The 17259-nt window shown below is 47.3% G+C and carries 12 protein-coding genes; 1 reads left to right on the top strand and 11 read right to left on the bottom strand.

From position 1 onward, the window contains the following. Nucleotides 1–206: 206 nt before the first annotated feature. From H5T88_00265 to hemW, 7 genes are all read right to left on the bottom strand, one after another. Complete coding sequence (locus tag H5T88_00265) at nt 207–1802, bottom strand: FMN-binding glutamate synthase family protein (GenBank protein ID MBC7328773.1); 1596 nt, start codon at nt 1800–1802, stop codon at nt 207–209. Between the two features lie 251 nt (nt 1803–2053). After that, nucleotides 2054–3460, bottom strand: a complete 1407-nt coding sequence (locus H5T88_00260) for an NAD(P)/FAD-dependent oxidoreductase (protein MBC7328772.1) — start codon at nt 3458–3460, stop codon at nt 2054–2056. Further along, nucleotides 3447–3896, bottom strand: coding sequence for an SRPBCC family protein (locus H5T88_00255; protein MBC7328771.1), 450 nt, complete (start codon nt 3894–3896; stop codon nt 3447–3449). The genes H5T88_00260 and H5T88_00255 overlap by 14 nt, the downstream gene beginning before the upstream one ends. 271 nt (nt 3897–4167) lie before the next feature. After that, the gene (locus tag H5T88_00250) at nt 4168–5430 is read right to left on the bottom strand and encodes a bifunctional folylpolyglutamate synthase/dihydrofolate synthase (GenBank protein MBC7328770.1); all 1263 of its coding nucleotides are present in this window, start codon (nt 5428–5430) and stop codon (nt 4168–4170) included. After that, the gene (locus tag H5T88_00245; protein MBC7328769.1) at nt 5431–6606 is read right to left on the bottom strand and encodes a metallophosphoesterase family protein; all 1176 of its coding nucleotides are present in this window, start codon (nt 6604–6606) and stop codon (nt 5431–5433) included. 17 nt (nt 6607–6623) lie between these two features. Continuing rightward, complete coding sequence (locus H5T88_00240; GenBank protein ID MBC7328768.1) at nt 6624–7466, bottom strand: metallophosphoesterase; 843 nt, start codon at nt 7464–7466, stop codon at nt 6624–6626. Between the two features lie 18 nt (nt 7467–7484). Further along, a complete protein-coding gene (gene hemW, locus H5T88_00235) occupies nt 7485–8564 on the bottom strand; it encodes a radical SAM family heme chaperone HemW (GenBank protein ID MBC7328767.1) in 1080 nt (359 codons plus the stop codon). A 196-nt stretch (nt 8565–8760) separates the two neighbouring features. On the opposite strand from hemW, the gene lepA reads away from it, so the two are divergent. Then, nucleotides 8761–10563 carry an elongation factor 4 gene (gene lepA / locus H5T88_00230; protein ID MBC7328766.1) on the top strand — a complete coding sequence of 601 codons (1803 nt, stop codon included), beginning with the start codon at nt 8761–8763 and terminating at the stop codon, nt 10561–10563. A gap of 194 nt (nt 10564–10757) precedes the next feature. Here lepA and H5T88_00225 read toward each other — a convergent pair whose 3' ends face one another. The 4 genes from H5T88_00225 to H5T88_00210 all read right to left on the bottom strand — a co-directional run bounded on the left by H5T88_00225 (nt 10758) and on the right by H5T88_00210 (nt 17205). Continuing rightward, on the bottom strand, nt 10758–11726 hold the full coding sequence (locus tag H5T88_00225; protein MBC7328765.1) for a uroporphyrinogen decarboxylase family protein: 969 nt from the start codon (nt 11724–11726) through the stop codon (nt 10758–10760). Nucleotides 11727–11948: 222 nt separating this feature from the next. Further along, nucleotides 11949–12485: a hypothetical protein gene (locus tag H5T88_00220; GenBank protein ID MBC7328764.1), complete on the bottom strand. Its 537-nt coding sequence runs from the start codon at nt 12483–12485 to the stop codon at nt 11949–11951. A 21-nt stretch (nt 12486–12506) separates the two neighbouring features. Further along, nucleotides 12507–13088 carry a DnaJ domain-containing protein gene (locus H5T88_00215; GenBank protein ID MBC7328763.1) on the bottom strand — a complete coding sequence of 194 codons (582 nt, stop codon included), beginning with the start codon at nt 13086–13088 and terminating at the stop codon, nt 12507–12509. Nucleotides 13089–13371: 283 nt separating this feature from the next. After that, nucleotides 13372–17205 carry an Eco57I restriction-modification methylase domain-containing protein gene (locus tag H5T88_00210; GenBank protein MBC7328762.1) on the bottom strand — a complete coding sequence of 1278 codons (3834 nt, stop codon included), beginning with the start codon at nt 17203–17205 and terminating at the stop codon, nt 13372–13374. Between the last annotated feature and the right edge of the window lie 54 nt (nt 17206–17259).

Below are 17259 nucleotides of genomic sequence, written 5' to 3'. Positions count from 1 at the left end.
ATGAAGATAAAATGATAGTATAAGGGTGGATTTAAAATAACGAAAAGGGCAAAATGGCTCATATAAAAATTTATGTCCTTGGAAGGAATTGGCACTTAAAACCTAGACCCATAGATGCGAGCCCCCCGTAAGGGGGGCTCGCAATATTTTTTGCATTTGAGAAGCGGTGGCTCTCCGTCGGAGAGCCACCGAAATTTTCCCCTCCCCTAAAAATCTAATATAGCCTCAAATGCCTCCCTATCGTATTCGTGGCACATCGGTATGCCCAACACATCCCTCGCCCGCTCGGTCAAGGATGCAAGGTCACTGCGGTCTATCAAATCCAACCTGAACTTCCTGCATCCCGCAAGCAACTGCTGAAGCCCTACCTTCAACCTCTCGGAGAAATAGGTGTATACACCTACAGCTCCCCAAGGTATCTCCTTCCCAACAGCATCGCCATACTTCTCCTTCAGCTCTTCATAGGTGATGAACCAAGTCTCAGGCGAGGAACCGTACTGCTGAATGAAGCTCGTAGGCACCTTGCCATCCTTCAATGCTTCAGCGAAGTAGGTCGCCTTCATAGCGGCGGTAATGGGTGCGCGAGCCATAGATATAGCCTTTATGAAGGGACCATCTCCGAAATTGCTCAAAGCGATAGCCTTGAATATCTGCGTCTCGTTCACGAATCCACCAGCGAAGGCTATGTCGGGAACATATTTGCCCTTCTTCTTCAGGATTTGCAATCCCTCAAGCACTTGAGCAATGAGATAGAGAGTGGGTGTGGAGCATTCCTGCATCATTGGAACTGGGCTCATTCCCGTCCCGCCTCCACCGCCATCAAAGGTCACGAGGTCAATCTTAGCCATTGAGGCGCACTTGAGAGTGAAGGCAACGACGGCAGGATTGTAGGCACCCGTCTTCAGAAATACCTTCTTCGCTCCCTGTTGGCGCAACCATTCAATATCCTCAACGAATGAGCGCTCTTCGGGCATTCCCACTCTGCTGTGGCGTTCAAATGTCTTGAAGACGCCCATTTTAAACGCTTCCTGCACGCCCTTGTCTTCGGGGTCTGGAATGACGACATAGCCTCTCCTCTTCAACCTAAGCGCATCCTCTAAGCTGTAAAGCCTAACCTCTCCTCCAATCGCCTTCGCACCCTGCCCCCATTTCCTCTCAATTATGTTCACCCCGAGCTCCTTTATGACATATAGGTCAACTCCCGCTCTAATATCCTCAACATTCGTCTGCACTACTATATCGCCGTGCTTGCCATCCCAGAACTTCCTATATGTCTCCACCCTGTACCTCATATCAGGGGAATCTACAACCTTGCCGTTCTCATACTTTGACTCGGGGTCCATACCGCAAACATTCTCTCCTACGGTCTGGATTACGCCAGAGATAGCGGCTCCGATAGCGAGGCTGTCCCAATTCCTCTTAGCGACAGCAGTTGAGCCAAGAGCTGCAATAAGGACGGGCACTTTATGAGGCACGCCACCGACAACCGTTGAGACATCCACATTGGGGAAGATGGCTTTGTCGGGGTCAGGCTCTATCCCTTTCGCACCTCTCACATCTACCATAATTTGGAGATGAGACCAGTCAAGGTAATAATCCTTGTTAGATGCGGCGGTGCTATCCCCAAAGTATTCAGGGCTGGGATAGAGGACCTCCCTACCTCGGAAGGCGGACTTGCTGATCTCACAGAGGACAGGGCACTCCTTGATGCAGATGGGGCACATCCCGCTTAGGGGAGCTTGGTCTCTTGCCCGCAGGGCAGTGCCCGTGGTTGAGTGGAAATTCTCGTTATACCAAGGCATAAGCAAATCCCTCCTTTGATGGAATTTTTGAAAATCAAAAGAAAAAGGGCGTCCCGCGACGCGGGACGCCCTTGTCCCTTCTATTATTATTATAATAACCCAAAATTCAAGTTCGTCAAGAAAAATTTTTTATTTCCAAGAATTTCTCCATTTTGTCATAGAGGAGCGTAGCGACGAAGCAATCTCTCATAGAGATTGCCACGCGCCCCTCTAAGTAGAGCCCTCGCAACCCCTTAAAATCTTAATCCTCTTTAAGGCTCTCCTTCTCTTGCAACAACTGACCCAGCCCTCAACCTCCTCAATACCTCCCTACCCGCTATCACACCAGAAGCTGATGCTTGCACCAAACTCCTCGTTATCCCCGCCCCATCACCAACAGCAAATAAATTCCTTATCGGCGTCTCCATCACAGACGATACCGCTATCCTTGAGGAGTAAAACTTCACTTCCACTCCATATAATAGCGTATGGCGCGACGCCACCCCGGGAATCAACCTATCCAAAGCGAAAAGCATCTCCATAATATCCGATATATACCTATATGGCAGAACGAATGAAAGGTCTCCCGGAACCGCATCCTTCAAAGTTGGGCTCACCAATCCCTTTTCAAGCCTCCTAAATGTTGAACGCCTCCCCGCCTCCAAATCGCCCAACCTCTGCACCATTATCCCTCCAGAAAGGAGATTCGCCAAAGAGGCTATATACTTGCCATAGGCAATAGGGTCCTTGAAGGGCTCGGTGAAGGAAGTGGAAACCAAAATGGCAAAGTTAGTGTTCTCCGTGGGTCTATCCGCGTAGGAATGCCCATTGACTATTGAAACCCCATTATTATACTCCCTCACCACCTCGCCATTGGGGCAGACGCAGAATGTCCTTACCTTATCATCAAACCTCTTTGAATAAAAGATTAGCTTCGGCTCATATAGAGTTGAAGTCAAAGGCTCCATCACCACCGCTGGCACCTCAACCCTCACCCCAACATCAACCGGATTGGATTTCAAGGGAATACCCAATCTCTTGCATTCCTCCACAAGCCATTCAGCGCCAACCCTCCCTGGCGCAACTATCACATAGGGAGCATAGAAAACCTCTCCCTTCTCCGTCTCCACTCCCTTCACTTCCCCATTCTCCACAATTAACCTCCTCACTGTTTCCCCCGTCGCAACCTCAACTGATTTCAGTGCCCCTCTCATATCCCTTAGGATTTCCCTCGCCTTTTCCGTCCCTATATGCCTTATCTTGTTGGGGAGAAGCTTCATCTCCGCAAGGTTAGCTTTCCTCTGCCACTCCCTCAAAACCGCCTCATCCGCTCCATAAACCTGACTGGGAGCACCAAATTGAAGGAATATATCATCAACATAATTTATGACCTCGCTGAGCTCCCTTTCACCGATAACCTCGCTCAGCCAACCGCCGACATCAGGCGATAGCGTCAGCTTACCATCAGAAAAAGCACCCGCCCCTCCCCATCCGCTCAATAGATTGCAGGGCTTACATCGTAAGCAATCCCCTCTCTCTATGGCAGGGCAAACACGCTTGCTTATGTCTTCCCCCTTCTCAATTACAAGAACCTTGAAGCTGTTCCCCCTGCTTATCTCAAATGCGGAGAATATCCCCGCTGGTCCCGCCCCAACGATTATCACATCATACTTCCTCAAGCTCGCACCTCTCCTTCAAACCTTCCAGCATATCGCTAGCGCTCTCCTCAACCTTCCGCCTTATCAAGCCCTGTAAGAGAGCACCGATTAAAGGTATATGCATCTCGTATTCTATTCTAAGGGAAACAAGAGTCGTATCTCCCTTCTTTTGGAAAAGCCATATCCCCTCATACTTGTTGAAATCTCCCTCCAAGCTCCTGAATCGGCATTCACCACGCTCCTGATCCCAAACATCCTCCTCTTTCCAAGTGATAGTTCTGCCAAGCTCTTCAACCCTCCCTATCCACTCCGTTATCCTCCTGTTTCCTTCCTCCTCCAAGACACGAACGGACTTTATGCTGGGCATAAATTGAGAATACTCCTCCACATTCTTCGCTATTTGGAAGACCTTCTCAAAGGGAGCATGAATCTCTATCTCCTTCTCAACGAATGGCATTTCGCATTACCTCCTTTTATTTAAGAATAACCAAATACCATATTTTAATCAACTTTTGGATTATTCAAAATACAAAGGGAAGCAAACCTATAGAGATTGCCACGGGCTCCCTACGGGAGCCATCGCAATGACACATCTTATTGGGAGCCTGAACCTGTCTGTCATTGCGAGGAGCGAAGCGACGAAGCCGTCTCTTTTTTGACCCCACAAATGAGAAATTGCCGCGCCCACCTTCGGCGGGCGCGCATTTTAAAAAATTCTCTCTAATCGTTCAGTTCTTCAATAATCTCCTTATATTCCCCAACGCCCCAAGGAGGTAAAATGAGCCCGTGACAACCACAACATCCCCCTCCTTTGCCCTATCAATAGCCATTTTCAAAGCCTCAACATTATCCTCAACACCTACCACATTCTCGTTGAATTGCCTCGCTATCATCACCAAATCCTTTAGATCAGCTGAACGCTCAGAGGGTGGAGGGGTAATAAAAACCATCCGAGCATAGGGAACTATTTCCCTCATCGTATCCTCAATCGGCTTATCTCTCAACATCCCCATAACCAATACGATTTCCCTTTTGGGAAAATATTTATCTATCGCCTCCCTTAACGCCTTCATAGAGGGAGGATTGTGGGCACCATCCAATACTATCTTAGGATTCCTTCCCACTATCTCAAATCTCCCTTTAATCCTCGTCTTTCTCACCCCTTCCCTAATCGCCCATTCGGGACAACCCAGATAAAGCCCAGCGGAAACGGCAAGCGCTATGTTTTTTTTCTGATGCCTACCCTTCAACCCGCTCCTTATCCGCCTTATTTCTCCCCAAGGAGAACGAACCGTGAGCCCGTCCTTCTCCTCCCAAAATATCTCCCCTCCCAAGGGGAAAATTCTCGCTCCCCTCTCCTCGCAAATCCCCCTCAAAACCTCCAACGCCTTCCCCTCAGCCGATGTGAGAAGCGGAACCCCCTCCTTTATTATCCCTCCCTTCTCCCTCGCTATCTCCTCAATCGTTGAGCCAAGAAGGTCTGTGTGGTCAATCCCGATATCTGTTATGATTGTAAGAGCGGGCGAGAGCACATTTGTCGCATCCAGCCTCCCGCCTAACCCCACTTCAATCACCCCGAAATCGCATCCCCTTTGGGCGAACCAGAGGAAAGCCAAAGCGGTATGCACCTCAAATTGAGTAGGATGGAAATCCCCAATAACCTCAATATTATTTTTTATCTCCCAAATAAGGGAGGTGAACTCCCTCATCCCAATCATCTCGCCATTTATCCTGAATCTCTCCCGAACATCGTAGATATGAGGAGAGGTGAAAAGTCCCGTTTTAAAACCCGCCTCCTTCAAAATTGAGGCAACGAGATGGGCAGTTGAGCCTTTCCCTACGGTCCCACCTATATGAATAGCCTTGAAAGCCCTCTCCGGATGACCCAAGAGCTCCATCAACCTCCCGATATTCTCCAACCCCATCCTGATTCCCAGACGGGACAGATTGTCCAAATACTCACAAGCTTTTTTAAAAGTGAATCCCTTCACCTATTTAGGCTTACTGACGACCTTCGGTCTTTTCCAAAATTGTATTTGGGGAAACTTCTCAATGAAAGGCGGACCGACCTTGATTCTCGGCTTGATAACCGTCTCATCCAGCAAGGAGCCATCAAGTCTATAAGCCCGCAATACTATTCTATCCTCCTCAACATCGCAGATTAGATAGTTATGGGTTTTCTCCGCTTTTATCGTGTATTTATCGGGGGAGGATATATCGTAAAGCGGCGCTCCTCCGCCTCCCGTTACTATATGATGAATTCCGTTTATGAGGAAATGCTGATAGTTGTGGTCATGTCCATTGAATACCACGCTCACCCTATATCTCTCCAGAATCGGGCAGAGAGTCTGTCTAACTTTTTCCGCAAAACTTGTTCTATCTTTAACAAGAGTATGGGCGGGGTGATGGAAGAATACGATTATAAATCGGGCATTTTTATTTCTTTCCAAATCCTCTTCAAGCCATTTCAACTGGGCTTTGTCGCTTAGATAGGGCTCATTGCTATCAAGGGCTACGAAATGGCAATCTCCCCAGTTAAATGAATAGTATCTCTCGTTTCCCGGAAGGGAAAGGAAGCGGAAGTAAAAGCGAGAATTCTTCTCGTGATTTCCCAAAACGGTGTAGAGCGGGACCGAGGAAGCCAAGATTGTGGAGATGGAGTAGAAATTCTTCCACAGCTCCAATACCCTCCCATCCGCAACGAGGTCGCCGGTGTTTAGGGCTAGCTCGGGTTTGTGCTTCACTATCGCTCTCAAAACCACCCTATGAACATCGTCCTGCGTTCTCGTATCGCCGTAAACAACAAATCGGAAGCGTTTGAATCCCAAAGGAGCGGTGCGGAAGGAAAATGGTCCTGCGCTATAGCCGTTCCCCTCCAAACGATATGTATAGAGAGTGGATGGTTTTAGATTTGTCAATCTGACCTTCTGAAATGTTCCACGCCGAGATTGAGCCTCTAATGTTTGCTTCCCATCCGAATAGATAATCCTCCCACTATCTTCTTCATCTGTCCACCAAGAGATTGTGGCTGAATAAGGCGTGACATTCTGCACAATCGGACCCTTCAAATCAAGGGAGAAACCGGTCAAAGCGAAAAGCAATAAGCACAAGAGAATGAACTTGGACCTCGCAAAGGATTTACCTTTGCTTTCATAAAACATCGTCATTCTGGCACCTCCTAAAATCATTTTTCCATCATATCCTTGATTCTAATAGTCTCAACAAGGATTTCGTCGGGAAATACTTTAATTATATTGAATCCGATGTCCTCCTTATTTTCGGAAATGCTGAAAGAAATCGCCGGCGCAATAGTGAATTTAATTCCCTTCGCTTCCTTGCTCATAGGGATATGCAAATGACCACAAAAATAACCCGCAACCCTGTATCTTAACAACAAATAGAGAATCACATCCCTTGCCGGTGGGTCAATTGTCCAATAATTTCCCTTTGCTGGAACCTCCTCCGGCTCATCGCGAAACAAGGGATAATGTGCGAAGATAAGTATCTTCTCGCCAGGAGGTATCTCCCTCAGAGTCTTCACAAGCCAAGTCCTCTGCGTCTCCTCCTCCGGGTAATCGCTATTTAATATCACGCTATCTATCCCTATGAGATGAACCCCGTTCTTGTTGTAATGCCAATGGTCCTCCCCCATAACCTTTTTATAAAAGAAAAGCGATTCCCTTGTAACTTTCCCTTCCAAGCTCGGCTTGTTCCCTATATCGTGATTACCCGGCAAATATAAAACCAACGGCTTAAATCTTTTGATATATTCTTTGAAGAGAAGGAAGCTCTCTTCCTTGGGGCTCTCAACTAAATCGCCCGTGATGACTACGAGGTCCACCTTTGATTTATTGATATAATCAATAACCGCAGAGAAATGTCTATGGTATTCTTCTTTATCTGGAGCGATGTGAGGGTCGCTGCAGTGGGCAATGGTTAACAACGGCTTATCCATAGCCCCTGCTTCAACCACTGATGACATTATCGCGAAGAGCGCCATAAACAATTCTAATCGGCTTATCTTCATTACCGATTTCTTCTCCTTTCAAAGCAAATCAGCCACTATGCTATTATAAACCAACATTCCCTTGAGCGTTAACCGAATTCTCCCATTTTCCTCCTCCATAAATCCCTCCCTAATCATCTCCTCAACCTTATCCCCTCTCTTCAATCTCTCCTTCTCAACCCCCTCCTTCAAGCGAAGACCCAAAATTATCCTCTCCTTCTCCCGCTCCTCTTCCTCCACTATCTCCTCCAAAATCCGCTTTTTCCCTCTTAGATATCCACTCAAGGAGTGATTTCTCAGCCTATAGGGAGGGAGAAAGGAAACAGCTGAGGGACCGAGCCCCAAATATGGTTCATCCCGCCAATAGGAGAGATTGTGCTGACACTCAAAGCCGGGAAGGGAATAATTTGAAATCTCGTAATGAATATATCCATTGGAGGTGAGAATTTCGTCCCCAAGCTCAAACATCTTAGCGGAAATCTCGTCCTCCACGGACGAGATTTTCCCTCTCTTTAAATCTTTGAATAGCTTCGTCCCCTCCTCAATGGTGAGGGAATAGCAGGAAATATGGGTTGGCTTGAAAAAAAGAGCCTCTTCAAGGGTCTCTTTCCAGTTCTGGAGGGTTTGTCCGGGGATGGCGAAAAGGAGGTCTATGTTTATGTTTTCAAATCCCGCTTCACGCGCCTTTTCAAGCGCCTTTCTCGCTTTATCAGCGTTGTGAACTCGTCCGAGGAAGCGGAGGAGGTCATCATCAAAGGACTGGACTCCGATGCTTATCCTATTAACCCCCAATTCCCTTAAGGCTTTGAGCTTTTCCTCATCAATAGTTTCAGGGTTAGCTTCAACACTGATTTCGGCGTCCGGCGAGAGGGAGAAATTCTCTTTTGCAGATGAGATTATCTCTTTGAGTAGGTGGATTGGGAGAGTGGTAGGCGTTCCTCCTCCTAAGTAGAGGGTTTTCGCTTTTATATTTTTGTAGGATTGGATTTCTTTGAGGAGGGCGAGGGCGAATGCCCTCACCCTCCCCTCTTCATACTTGAGAGAATAGAAATCACAATAAAAACATTTTCTGATGCAAAAAGGAATATGAATATAAACCGCAATAGCTCCTTCGCTCATCCTAAAGGAAATTATAATGGTTGAAGGGGAGAAACTTAAATTTGCCTTTTGGAGAAAATTACTTTCTCATTGTGAGGGCTTCCCGTAGGGGAGCCGTGGCAATCTCGTTTCTAAGAGAATAAAATAGAGAAGTCAATATTTTAGGAATTATCCTCTTCTTTGCAAAAAGGGTGAATTTTGTTAAAATATATGCTTGATGCTTGAGAGAATCAGAAATTTCTCTATTATTGCCCATATTGACCACGGCAAATCCACCCTCGCCGATAGAATCCTTGAGCTCACAGGCGTCATACCGCCCGGCACAAGGGTGGAGCAGTTCCTTGATGATATGGAACTGGAAAAAGAACACGGCGTCACTATCAAACTCACTCCCGTCCGCATCCACTATAAAGGCTACATCCTCAACCTAATTGACACCCCCGGACATGTTGATTTCTCCTACGAAGTTTCAAGGAGCCTCGCCGCCTGCGAGGGCGCCCTCCTCGTTGTTGACGCCACTCAGGGAGTGGAGGCGCAGACCGTAGCCCACACAAATGTCGCCCTCAACCACAACCTCGTGATTATCCCTGTCCTCAATAAGATGGATTTGGCTCAAGCCGACCCCGAAAGAGTTAAGGGAGAAATAGAGGAAATGCTCGCCATTGATACCTCCGACGCCATCCTCTGCTCCGCTAAGGAGGGATGGGGTGTTGAGGAAGTCCTGAACGCCATAATAGAGAGGATCCCTCCTCCCAAAGGCGACCCATCCGCTCCCCTCCGCGCCCTCATATTTGATTCCCACTTCGACCCCTACTTGGGAGTCATCGTCTATGTCCGCCTATTTGATGGGAAATTGAGAAAGGGAATGAAGATAAAGATGATGGGAAGAGAGGAAGACGAGGTCTTTGAGGTGATGCAGGTTGGCGTCTTCACGCCCCGAATGAAGGAAGTTGAAGAGCTCTCAGCTGGAGAGGTGGGCTATTTCGCCGCGGGTATAAGGAATGTCCGCTGCGCCCAAACAGGCGATACGGTCACGGAGGCTGAGCGTCCCGCTAAGGAGCCCGTTCCCGGCTTCCGTCCCGCCAAGCCAATGGTCTTCTGCGGAATCTATCCCGGCGAGGGAACGGATTACGACGATTTGCGAGACGCTCTGGAAAAGCTGAGGCTCAACGACGCTGCCCTCACCTTTGAGGAAGAAAGCTCCCCCGCCTTGGGAATGGGTTTCCACTGCGGATTTTTGGGTCTCTTCCATATGCAGATAATACAGGAGCGGCTCGAGCGGGAGTTCAATTTGGATATAGTCGCCACCGCTCCCTCCGTGAAATACAGGGTGAGAACCACTAAGGGCGAGATTTTGGAGATAGATAATCCCGCCAAATTCCCTCCACCCCAAGTGATAGAAGCTATAGAGGAGCCCTTCGTTGAGACGACGATAATCGTTCCCGCCGATTACATCGGCGGTGTTATGGAGCTCTGTCAGGATAGGAGAGGCGAGCTCTTGGAGATGGATTATCCCCTACCCAATAGAGTCGTCCTTCGCTACCATATGCCTCTAAGCGAAGTGATATTTGATTTCTTTGACCAGCTGAAATCCCGCTCAAGGGGGTTCGCCTCGCTGGATTACGAACTCAAGGGATACAAAGAAGAGGATTTGGTGAAGGTGGATATTCTCCTTAACGGCGTTCCCGTTGACGCCTTGTCGTTTATCGCCCATAGGGAGAAGGCTTATAGGAAGGCAAGGCTTTTAGTTGATAAGTTGAGGGAGACGATACCGCGCCAGCTTTTTGAGGTAAGGATACAGGCGGCGATAGGTTCAAGAGTTATAGCCTCTCAGAGCATAAAACCGCTGAGGAAGGATGTCTTGGCGAAGTGTTATGGAGGGGATGTCACGAGGAAGAAGAAACTCTTGGAGAAGCAGAAGGAGGGGAAGAAGAGATTGAAGAAGATAGGGAGGGTAGAGGTTCCCCAAGAAGCCTTTCTCTCCATCCTACGAATAGGCGCGGAAAAACCCGAGAGATAAAAAAACCATCTCATCCTAAGCCTCCCATAAATAAGCCCGTGGCAATCTCCGCCCTCCTGTCATTGCGAGGGCTCACAAAGGGAGCCCATGGCAATCTCATGAAAAACTAAAAGCGAGATTGCTTCGCTACCGCTCGCAATGACAAAGGGAGGATGTCATTGCGAGGCTTCCCAAAGGGAAGCCTCGCAACATCATCACGCTATTTCCCTACCCGCCCTCATAAAGGCGGAGATATTCTCCAGCGGAGCTTCTATCGGAATATCGCATCCCGAACTCAAGATGAAATTCTCCACCCCCATCATCCGTTCCACCAACTCCCTCGTCCTTCTCTCAACAATCTCCGGTGTAGCCCTGAGGAAAACATTGACGGGGTCCAAATTCCCAATCAAAACGACATTCTTCGGCACCCTCTCCGCCGCCTCCCTTAAATCCACCATACTATCCAAACTCAACCCCACCGCCCCAGTCTCAACCATAGCCTCCAAGAGATGATTCGTGTTCCCGCAAATATGCAGGATAAGCGGTTTCCCCAACCTCTCCACCATCTCCCTCACATAGGGAGCGGAGAATTCATTGAAGTACTTAGGAGACAAAGTAACAGAGGTTGGGTCTAAAATTGCCACGACATCCGCCCCAGCGGAGAAGAGCTCCTCAGCGTAGCGAGTGACGAAATCAGTTGCGAAGGAGAGGATTTCCTTAGCGAAGCTAGGGTCTATGATGAGCATTTCAAGGAAATTCTCAACGCCGGCGAGCTCCCCAGCGAGCGTGAAGGGACCGATGACATATCCACCGACCAAGATGGGGAAATTTTGCTTCATCTTTCTCACGACTTCAACGAAGACGGGCATTCGTCCGCTCATCGGCTGGGACTTTCTCTTGAGGGCTTCAAACGATTCCTTATCTCTGACAGGATGTTCTCTCACGGAGGGATTGGCATTTTCCGGGAATTCAATTTTCAAGCCGAGTGCTTCCGCTTCCACAGTGAGGTCCATCATAGGGAACATGCCATCGGGCTGAAATCTCTCAAAGAGGAGGGCGAGTGTTTTGAACTGGACTTCCGGATTGGAGAGATTTTCCCTGAGAGTAGTGCGAGAGAGCTGGACGCCGGGCGCTCCCAGAAGCGGGATAACCGGCGGTCTCTTACTCTTCAACAGCGTCTCCATAACAATAACCTCCTTTATTGATAATTTAAACAAAATTTCTCAAAAAATAATAGCAAGTAAGGGGAGAAAGGCAAGCAAAAAATTTTATTTAGTTAAGATGAAACAAAGAAAAGCACTCTCCCCCGATGATTGAGACTTCAAAGGATGCCAAACTTTCTGCTGAGCTGGGACATAAGTGGGGAAATTATAGAAGGGCAGCTATCCCTTTTTTCTTGTTTGTCGCTAAAAGTTCTTTAATTCTCCATACCATTTTTTGAGTTTCTCATTTATCTTATTTACTGCAGAGTTTATCTTTTTTCTTTCAGTATAGATTTGCGATTCTATCGATTTAATCTGGTCTATTTCGGAATTGATCTGGGATGGCTCCGTATTTAACCAATATGAAGGATTGGAAAGCTTATAGAGTTTAATAACGAGATTTTCCTGCATTTGAATAAGATCTCCCTGCATTTTAGAAAAACGGATTAAATCATCTACTACCTCTTTGCCCTCGGTCAGCAAATCCCTTGCCTCTGAACTTGCCTTTTCCTTTTCGCCTTGGATTTCCTCCACTTTGCTCTCCAAGGCTGAAAGCCGTCTTATTTCCGCTTCCTTCTGGTGAACTATTCTTCTTTCAACTACTAAACATGAAGAAAATACACCAATAGTGCCAAGAAGTAGAAGGGATAATAAGCCTATAGCTAATTTGAGCTTTGTTTCTCTGTTCTTTAAATCTGTATATTCCTTAAAAAGACAATCCATATCCGATGAACTAAACAATCCTTACACCTCCAAATCTTTTTAAACTCTTAATTTTTGGTTGTACCAAACTCTCCAAAGTGATGGATTTTGTCCGAAATTATAGCCTGTCAAATTCTTTAGCGACTTTAGTGCCGCTTTCCTGACACTTTTATCCTTATCGCTTAAAGCCGATATTAGACAATCTACTGAATAAATATAAGTAGACCACCAGGGTTGAATCCTTGAGTTCATTTTCCTTTCAAGTTCGGGGATTAACCAAATTTCGGAAAGAATTCTAACACTCATTCGCCGGATATAGACCACATCGGATAGTCGGCTACCCAAACATATAATAAATATCATTTCTAAAAGGGGTTCATCCTGCGGAAAACTTCTCTCGCTTTCGCTAATAGGCCTTCTTTTTAAATATTCATAAGCTTCGTTTATTTTTTTAAACTGTTCCTCCCTCTGTGTTCTTTCCTCGGGTGTTTGGGCGAGGTCAGGGTGGTAGTGTTTCGCCAATTTTCTAAAGGCTTCTTTAACTTCCTCTGGAGAAGCTCCAGGGCTAAGACCAAGAATCTGATAATAACGCTTTTCTGGAGAAGTAGATATTGCAGAAGCGGAGCGCGCGTTTGCTCTCATATCTTCGTATATTTTATGAGCGGTTTTGCGAGCCCTGCTCTCTTCGGCTGTCTCTCGCGCCCAAAGGATAAGCCAAACAAAGGCTATGAGAAATATTGCAAATATCAAGACTCCTCCAACCCCAAAATTCTCAACCAACCAGCTGAACAAAGCTACTATACATGCTATAATGCACAGGATTAAATAAAGTCCGAAATAACTTATCAAACACCCTAAGCAACCGCTGTCGCTTCTCTCATTCACATTTCGCAGAGGGTCTGAACTATATTTCATATTTTTACTTTCACACGCTCCTTGCTTTTGTGAGGCGGGATTTGACGAGGTCGGCAACCGCTCGATAAACCTCCAATCGCTCCTCATCCGTGAGCCCAAGGATATCAAAGACGACGCTATCAAGCTCAAAGCGGTCGGGAGAAGCTCTCCTCACTTGCTCAAGGGTCAGCTCCGCTGAATTCACGAATTCAAAGGGATGCTCGGGATTTCGGCATCTCCTTTCTCTGCAAATCACGAATCCCAGCTCCTCAAAAATACTCCCCACTTCCCTCTGCGCCAATCTCTCAAAAGCGCAAATCAACCGAGCCCGTTGGGATGGTGGAACGAGCGACGGTTTGATGACAGGGATTCGGTGTATGTCAACACCATCGGTTTTTAGAACACCGCCTCCGCATGGCGTTCTGCCTACCAATTCCCTGAAGAGCACTAAATATGTTGCGTTCAATAAAGCAGTAAATACCTTTTCGTCCATACCAGTGGGCCATATTGCATAAAAATTGGTATAAGCTACCTCTTCCGGATTGTAAAAAACAAGGTGGCGGTCATGGTGAAGTCTACTCCACATTATTCTACCGGGACGATGTGCCTGTCGTGGAAGCTTCCACCAAGGTCTACGCTTCCGACAACCTGGTCTTTGACTAAATCCCATCCTTTCGCCCCATCTAATATATTCCTTAGCCCTTTCCGTTAATAATTCCTCCTTTTCTGGGAACACGATAAGCAGCCATTGAGTTTGACTCGCTGAAACAATAATTCGCCTAAGCTCGTTAGGAGATTTGATCAAAGGCTTAACGAATCTCGCTTCTATCTCAAATGTTCTACCCTGCCCCTCCTCTGATGTATTTTGAATCACACAAATATACTCATCGCCACCGACTTTCCTAACGAGGAAAAATCCATCGGCCTCCGTATTTAAATACGTCTCAACCTTCGCTATCTCCCCGAGCTTGACGAGCTTCCCCGCTCCCTTCTCCATTATCTTGAAAAATATCACGGGCGCCCTCAGATATATCCCTCCCCACTTGTTCCCTCTATATACCCCCTTACCTATCTTGCTCTCCTCCATTCCCTCCACCAACAATGAGTAAGCATCCCTTCTTATCGCCCTGTATTCCCGTCTCTCCAATATATCAACATCCACTCGCCTCTCATATTCTCCATCATCCCATATCTCCTCAAATATAACGGGATGGAGAATTTCCTCAAAGGGAACCTTGAATGTTACGAAGCGAACGAATCTCCTCTCCTTCTCCTCATCATCCACCTCTTCCTTGCTCGGCGGAGCCAAGAGAACTATCACGGTATTGATATCCGCCTGCTCAAAACTTCTCCTCGCCCTATTATCAATTATCATCTTCGGATGCCCATATCTGAGAAGGAATTCCTGCAAATCCTTCCCGAACCAAACATCAAGCCATGAGTTGGAGGTGATGAAGCAGAAAGAACCCTTCTTATTTAGGAGGCTGAGGGCGTGGAAATAAAAATAAACATAGAGGTCGTTTTTCCCCTGAAGCCTGCGATTATTTCGGAAGAAATCCCGCCAAATCATAGCCACCGATTCCTGCAATTTCTCCCTATATTCCTTCTTCAATCTCTCCCAAACCCGAGGAGGAAAATCCTCCTCCCGCATAAGAGGAGGTGCTATCTTCTCCCGCCTCACATAGGGAGGATTGCCTATCACGATATCAAATCCCCCCTTATCCTTGCTGAATATCTCCGGGAAGGCGATATTCCAGAGGAAAGGCGTCTTCCCCTCTCTTTTAAGCTCCTGTATTACCTTATCCACTTCTTTCAATTCCCTCTCTACCTCCCGCAGCTCCCTTTGCCAGCTCTCCCTCTCCTTTGGATATCTTGGCTCTCCATAGCCGGGAAGCGCCGATTGTGGCGGAGCGGAAATCTTTAATTTTAGCTCGCTTCTCCTCTTGAAAAGCTCGTTTTTCTTATGCGCCAAGATGCCGAGGAAAATTTCTCTCTCCTCAGCCTTTAATTCACCCTCGTTTAGCCACTGCTCTCCCTCGTAGTATCCCCTCTTCTTCTCCTCAAGTTCCCTCAATCTATCCCTCAATTTTGAGGGTATATCAAGATATTCGCGGTAATGGGAGAGGTTAATTCCCGCCACCTCCTGAATCAAGCTATCGCCTGAACGAAGCTTGAAGGAGAGGTTAGGGAGGAGCGGACTGCTAAGCAGTGCCTTTTCTGGTAGTTCCGTCTCAACGACGAGCTGAAGCCAGAGCCTGAGCTCGGCGATATGGACAGCCCATTCCATAACATCAACGCCATAGAGCTGGTCGCGAATTATCCTCTTCCTTCGCTCATAAGGGGTTTCCTCTCTTCCCAAATACCTATTTGCCCTTTCCTGGAGGTCGTCAAGGACGAGGAGCATTCCCACAAGGAAGGAGCCGGAGCCACAGGCGGGGTCGCAGACTTTGACCTCCCTTAGAAGGCGGTCTAAACGATTCCACAAACCCGCTTTTCCCACTTTTCCGTCAATATCGTTCTTATCACTTTCCTCATAGGAGAAGACGAGCTCGTTCAAAAGCTGGCGATACCCCTCCCCCAAGTGATTAGTTAAGTAATCAACGAGGCTCAATCTACACATAAGGTCAATCTCCACCCTTGGAGTATAGAAGATACCAGCCATTCCCCGCTTATCTATCTCCTTTTCCTCTTCTCCCCTTTCCTCTATATTCACAAGGCTCTCGTATACCTTCCCTATCACTTCGGGGTCAACCGCGACTTCCTCATCAAAGCGCCCGCTCTCAACGATGGTGAAATTGTAGCGTTCAAAGAAGCCAGGCGTGTTCTCATCATCTTTGCCGTCATTGTCTTTGGTTCTATCAAAGAGGTGCACGAAGAATTCATCGGGAATGGTTGCCTGAAGCTGTCTATCTAACTCGTTTTCCGAATAGAGACCGCCGTTGAGATAGGGAGCTTCGGAGAAGGATTTTACTATCCAACTGGGGAGCCATTTCGGATATTCGTATCTTGCCTGCGAGTGCTTATTGAAGGCGTAGAAGAAGAGGTAGAAGAGCCATTTGGAGTAGAAGGTATTTGGAGGTTGATTGGATTGCTTGTAGGCGTTCCAGAATTGGCGAATGAAATCCTTTGCGGGCTCGCCGTTCTCCCCCATCAGCCAGCCCTTCCTTTGAATGAAATACAAGAACATAATACGATTGAGGAGCTGATGGGAGAAGGAGTGTGCCCAGGTGGAATCTCCCTGTTGGCTTTTGAGGAGAGTGAAGAGCTCGTTAAAAACTTGTTTATAGCCCTCATAAAACTGCTTGGTTACCCTCTGAACGCTGAAGGCTTGCTTGTGTTTTTCCCAAATTTCATTGGGGTCAAGGACGCCATGGGGACGAATCCCATTGAGGATTTCCAGCTCAGTGCGGTAGGGAGATTTGGGGTTTAGGGAAAGGGTGCGGAGACGGAGGCGAATTCCATCTTTTCCCTCGCGCGTTCTGAGTGGAATGAAGTCCGGGGAGACGAAGGCAAGCTCCGAATAGGGAGTTTTGGGCGTAGAGAAGACGAAAAGGGCATAAATGTGGGAATATTTTCTATAGAAGGGCTCAAGGATTCTGCGTATATCCGTTCTTCTTATTTTATCTTGATTGAGCTCAATGTGGTAGATGCGGAAGATTTGGTTTATATCTATATCGGAGATGAGGTGGGCGGAATGGATGAGCTGCTGGGCGCCAGTAGGAAGTTCGGAGAATTCCGGGGCGCGCTCAAGTGACCGAAGAACGGGATAGCCAAGGAAAGAGAAGAATTCGTAGAGTGAGGGAATATTCTCGCATTTTTCAAGCTTTTGCTTTATTTCCATTAGTTCTCCGTTACTCATCGCCAATCACCTTTTATTTTAGCATAAAAGTGTGAGTTCGCAAGATGAAGGAAATCGGCT

This window comes from bacterium, from assembly GCA_014360495.1.
In the GTDB taxonomy this organism is placed as follows: domain Bacteria; phylum Armatimonadota; class JACIXR01; order JACIXR01; family JACIXR01; genus JACIXR01.
Note: the sequence above shows the minus strand (reverse complement) of the source record. Positions and strands in the feature narration are given on the sequence as shown.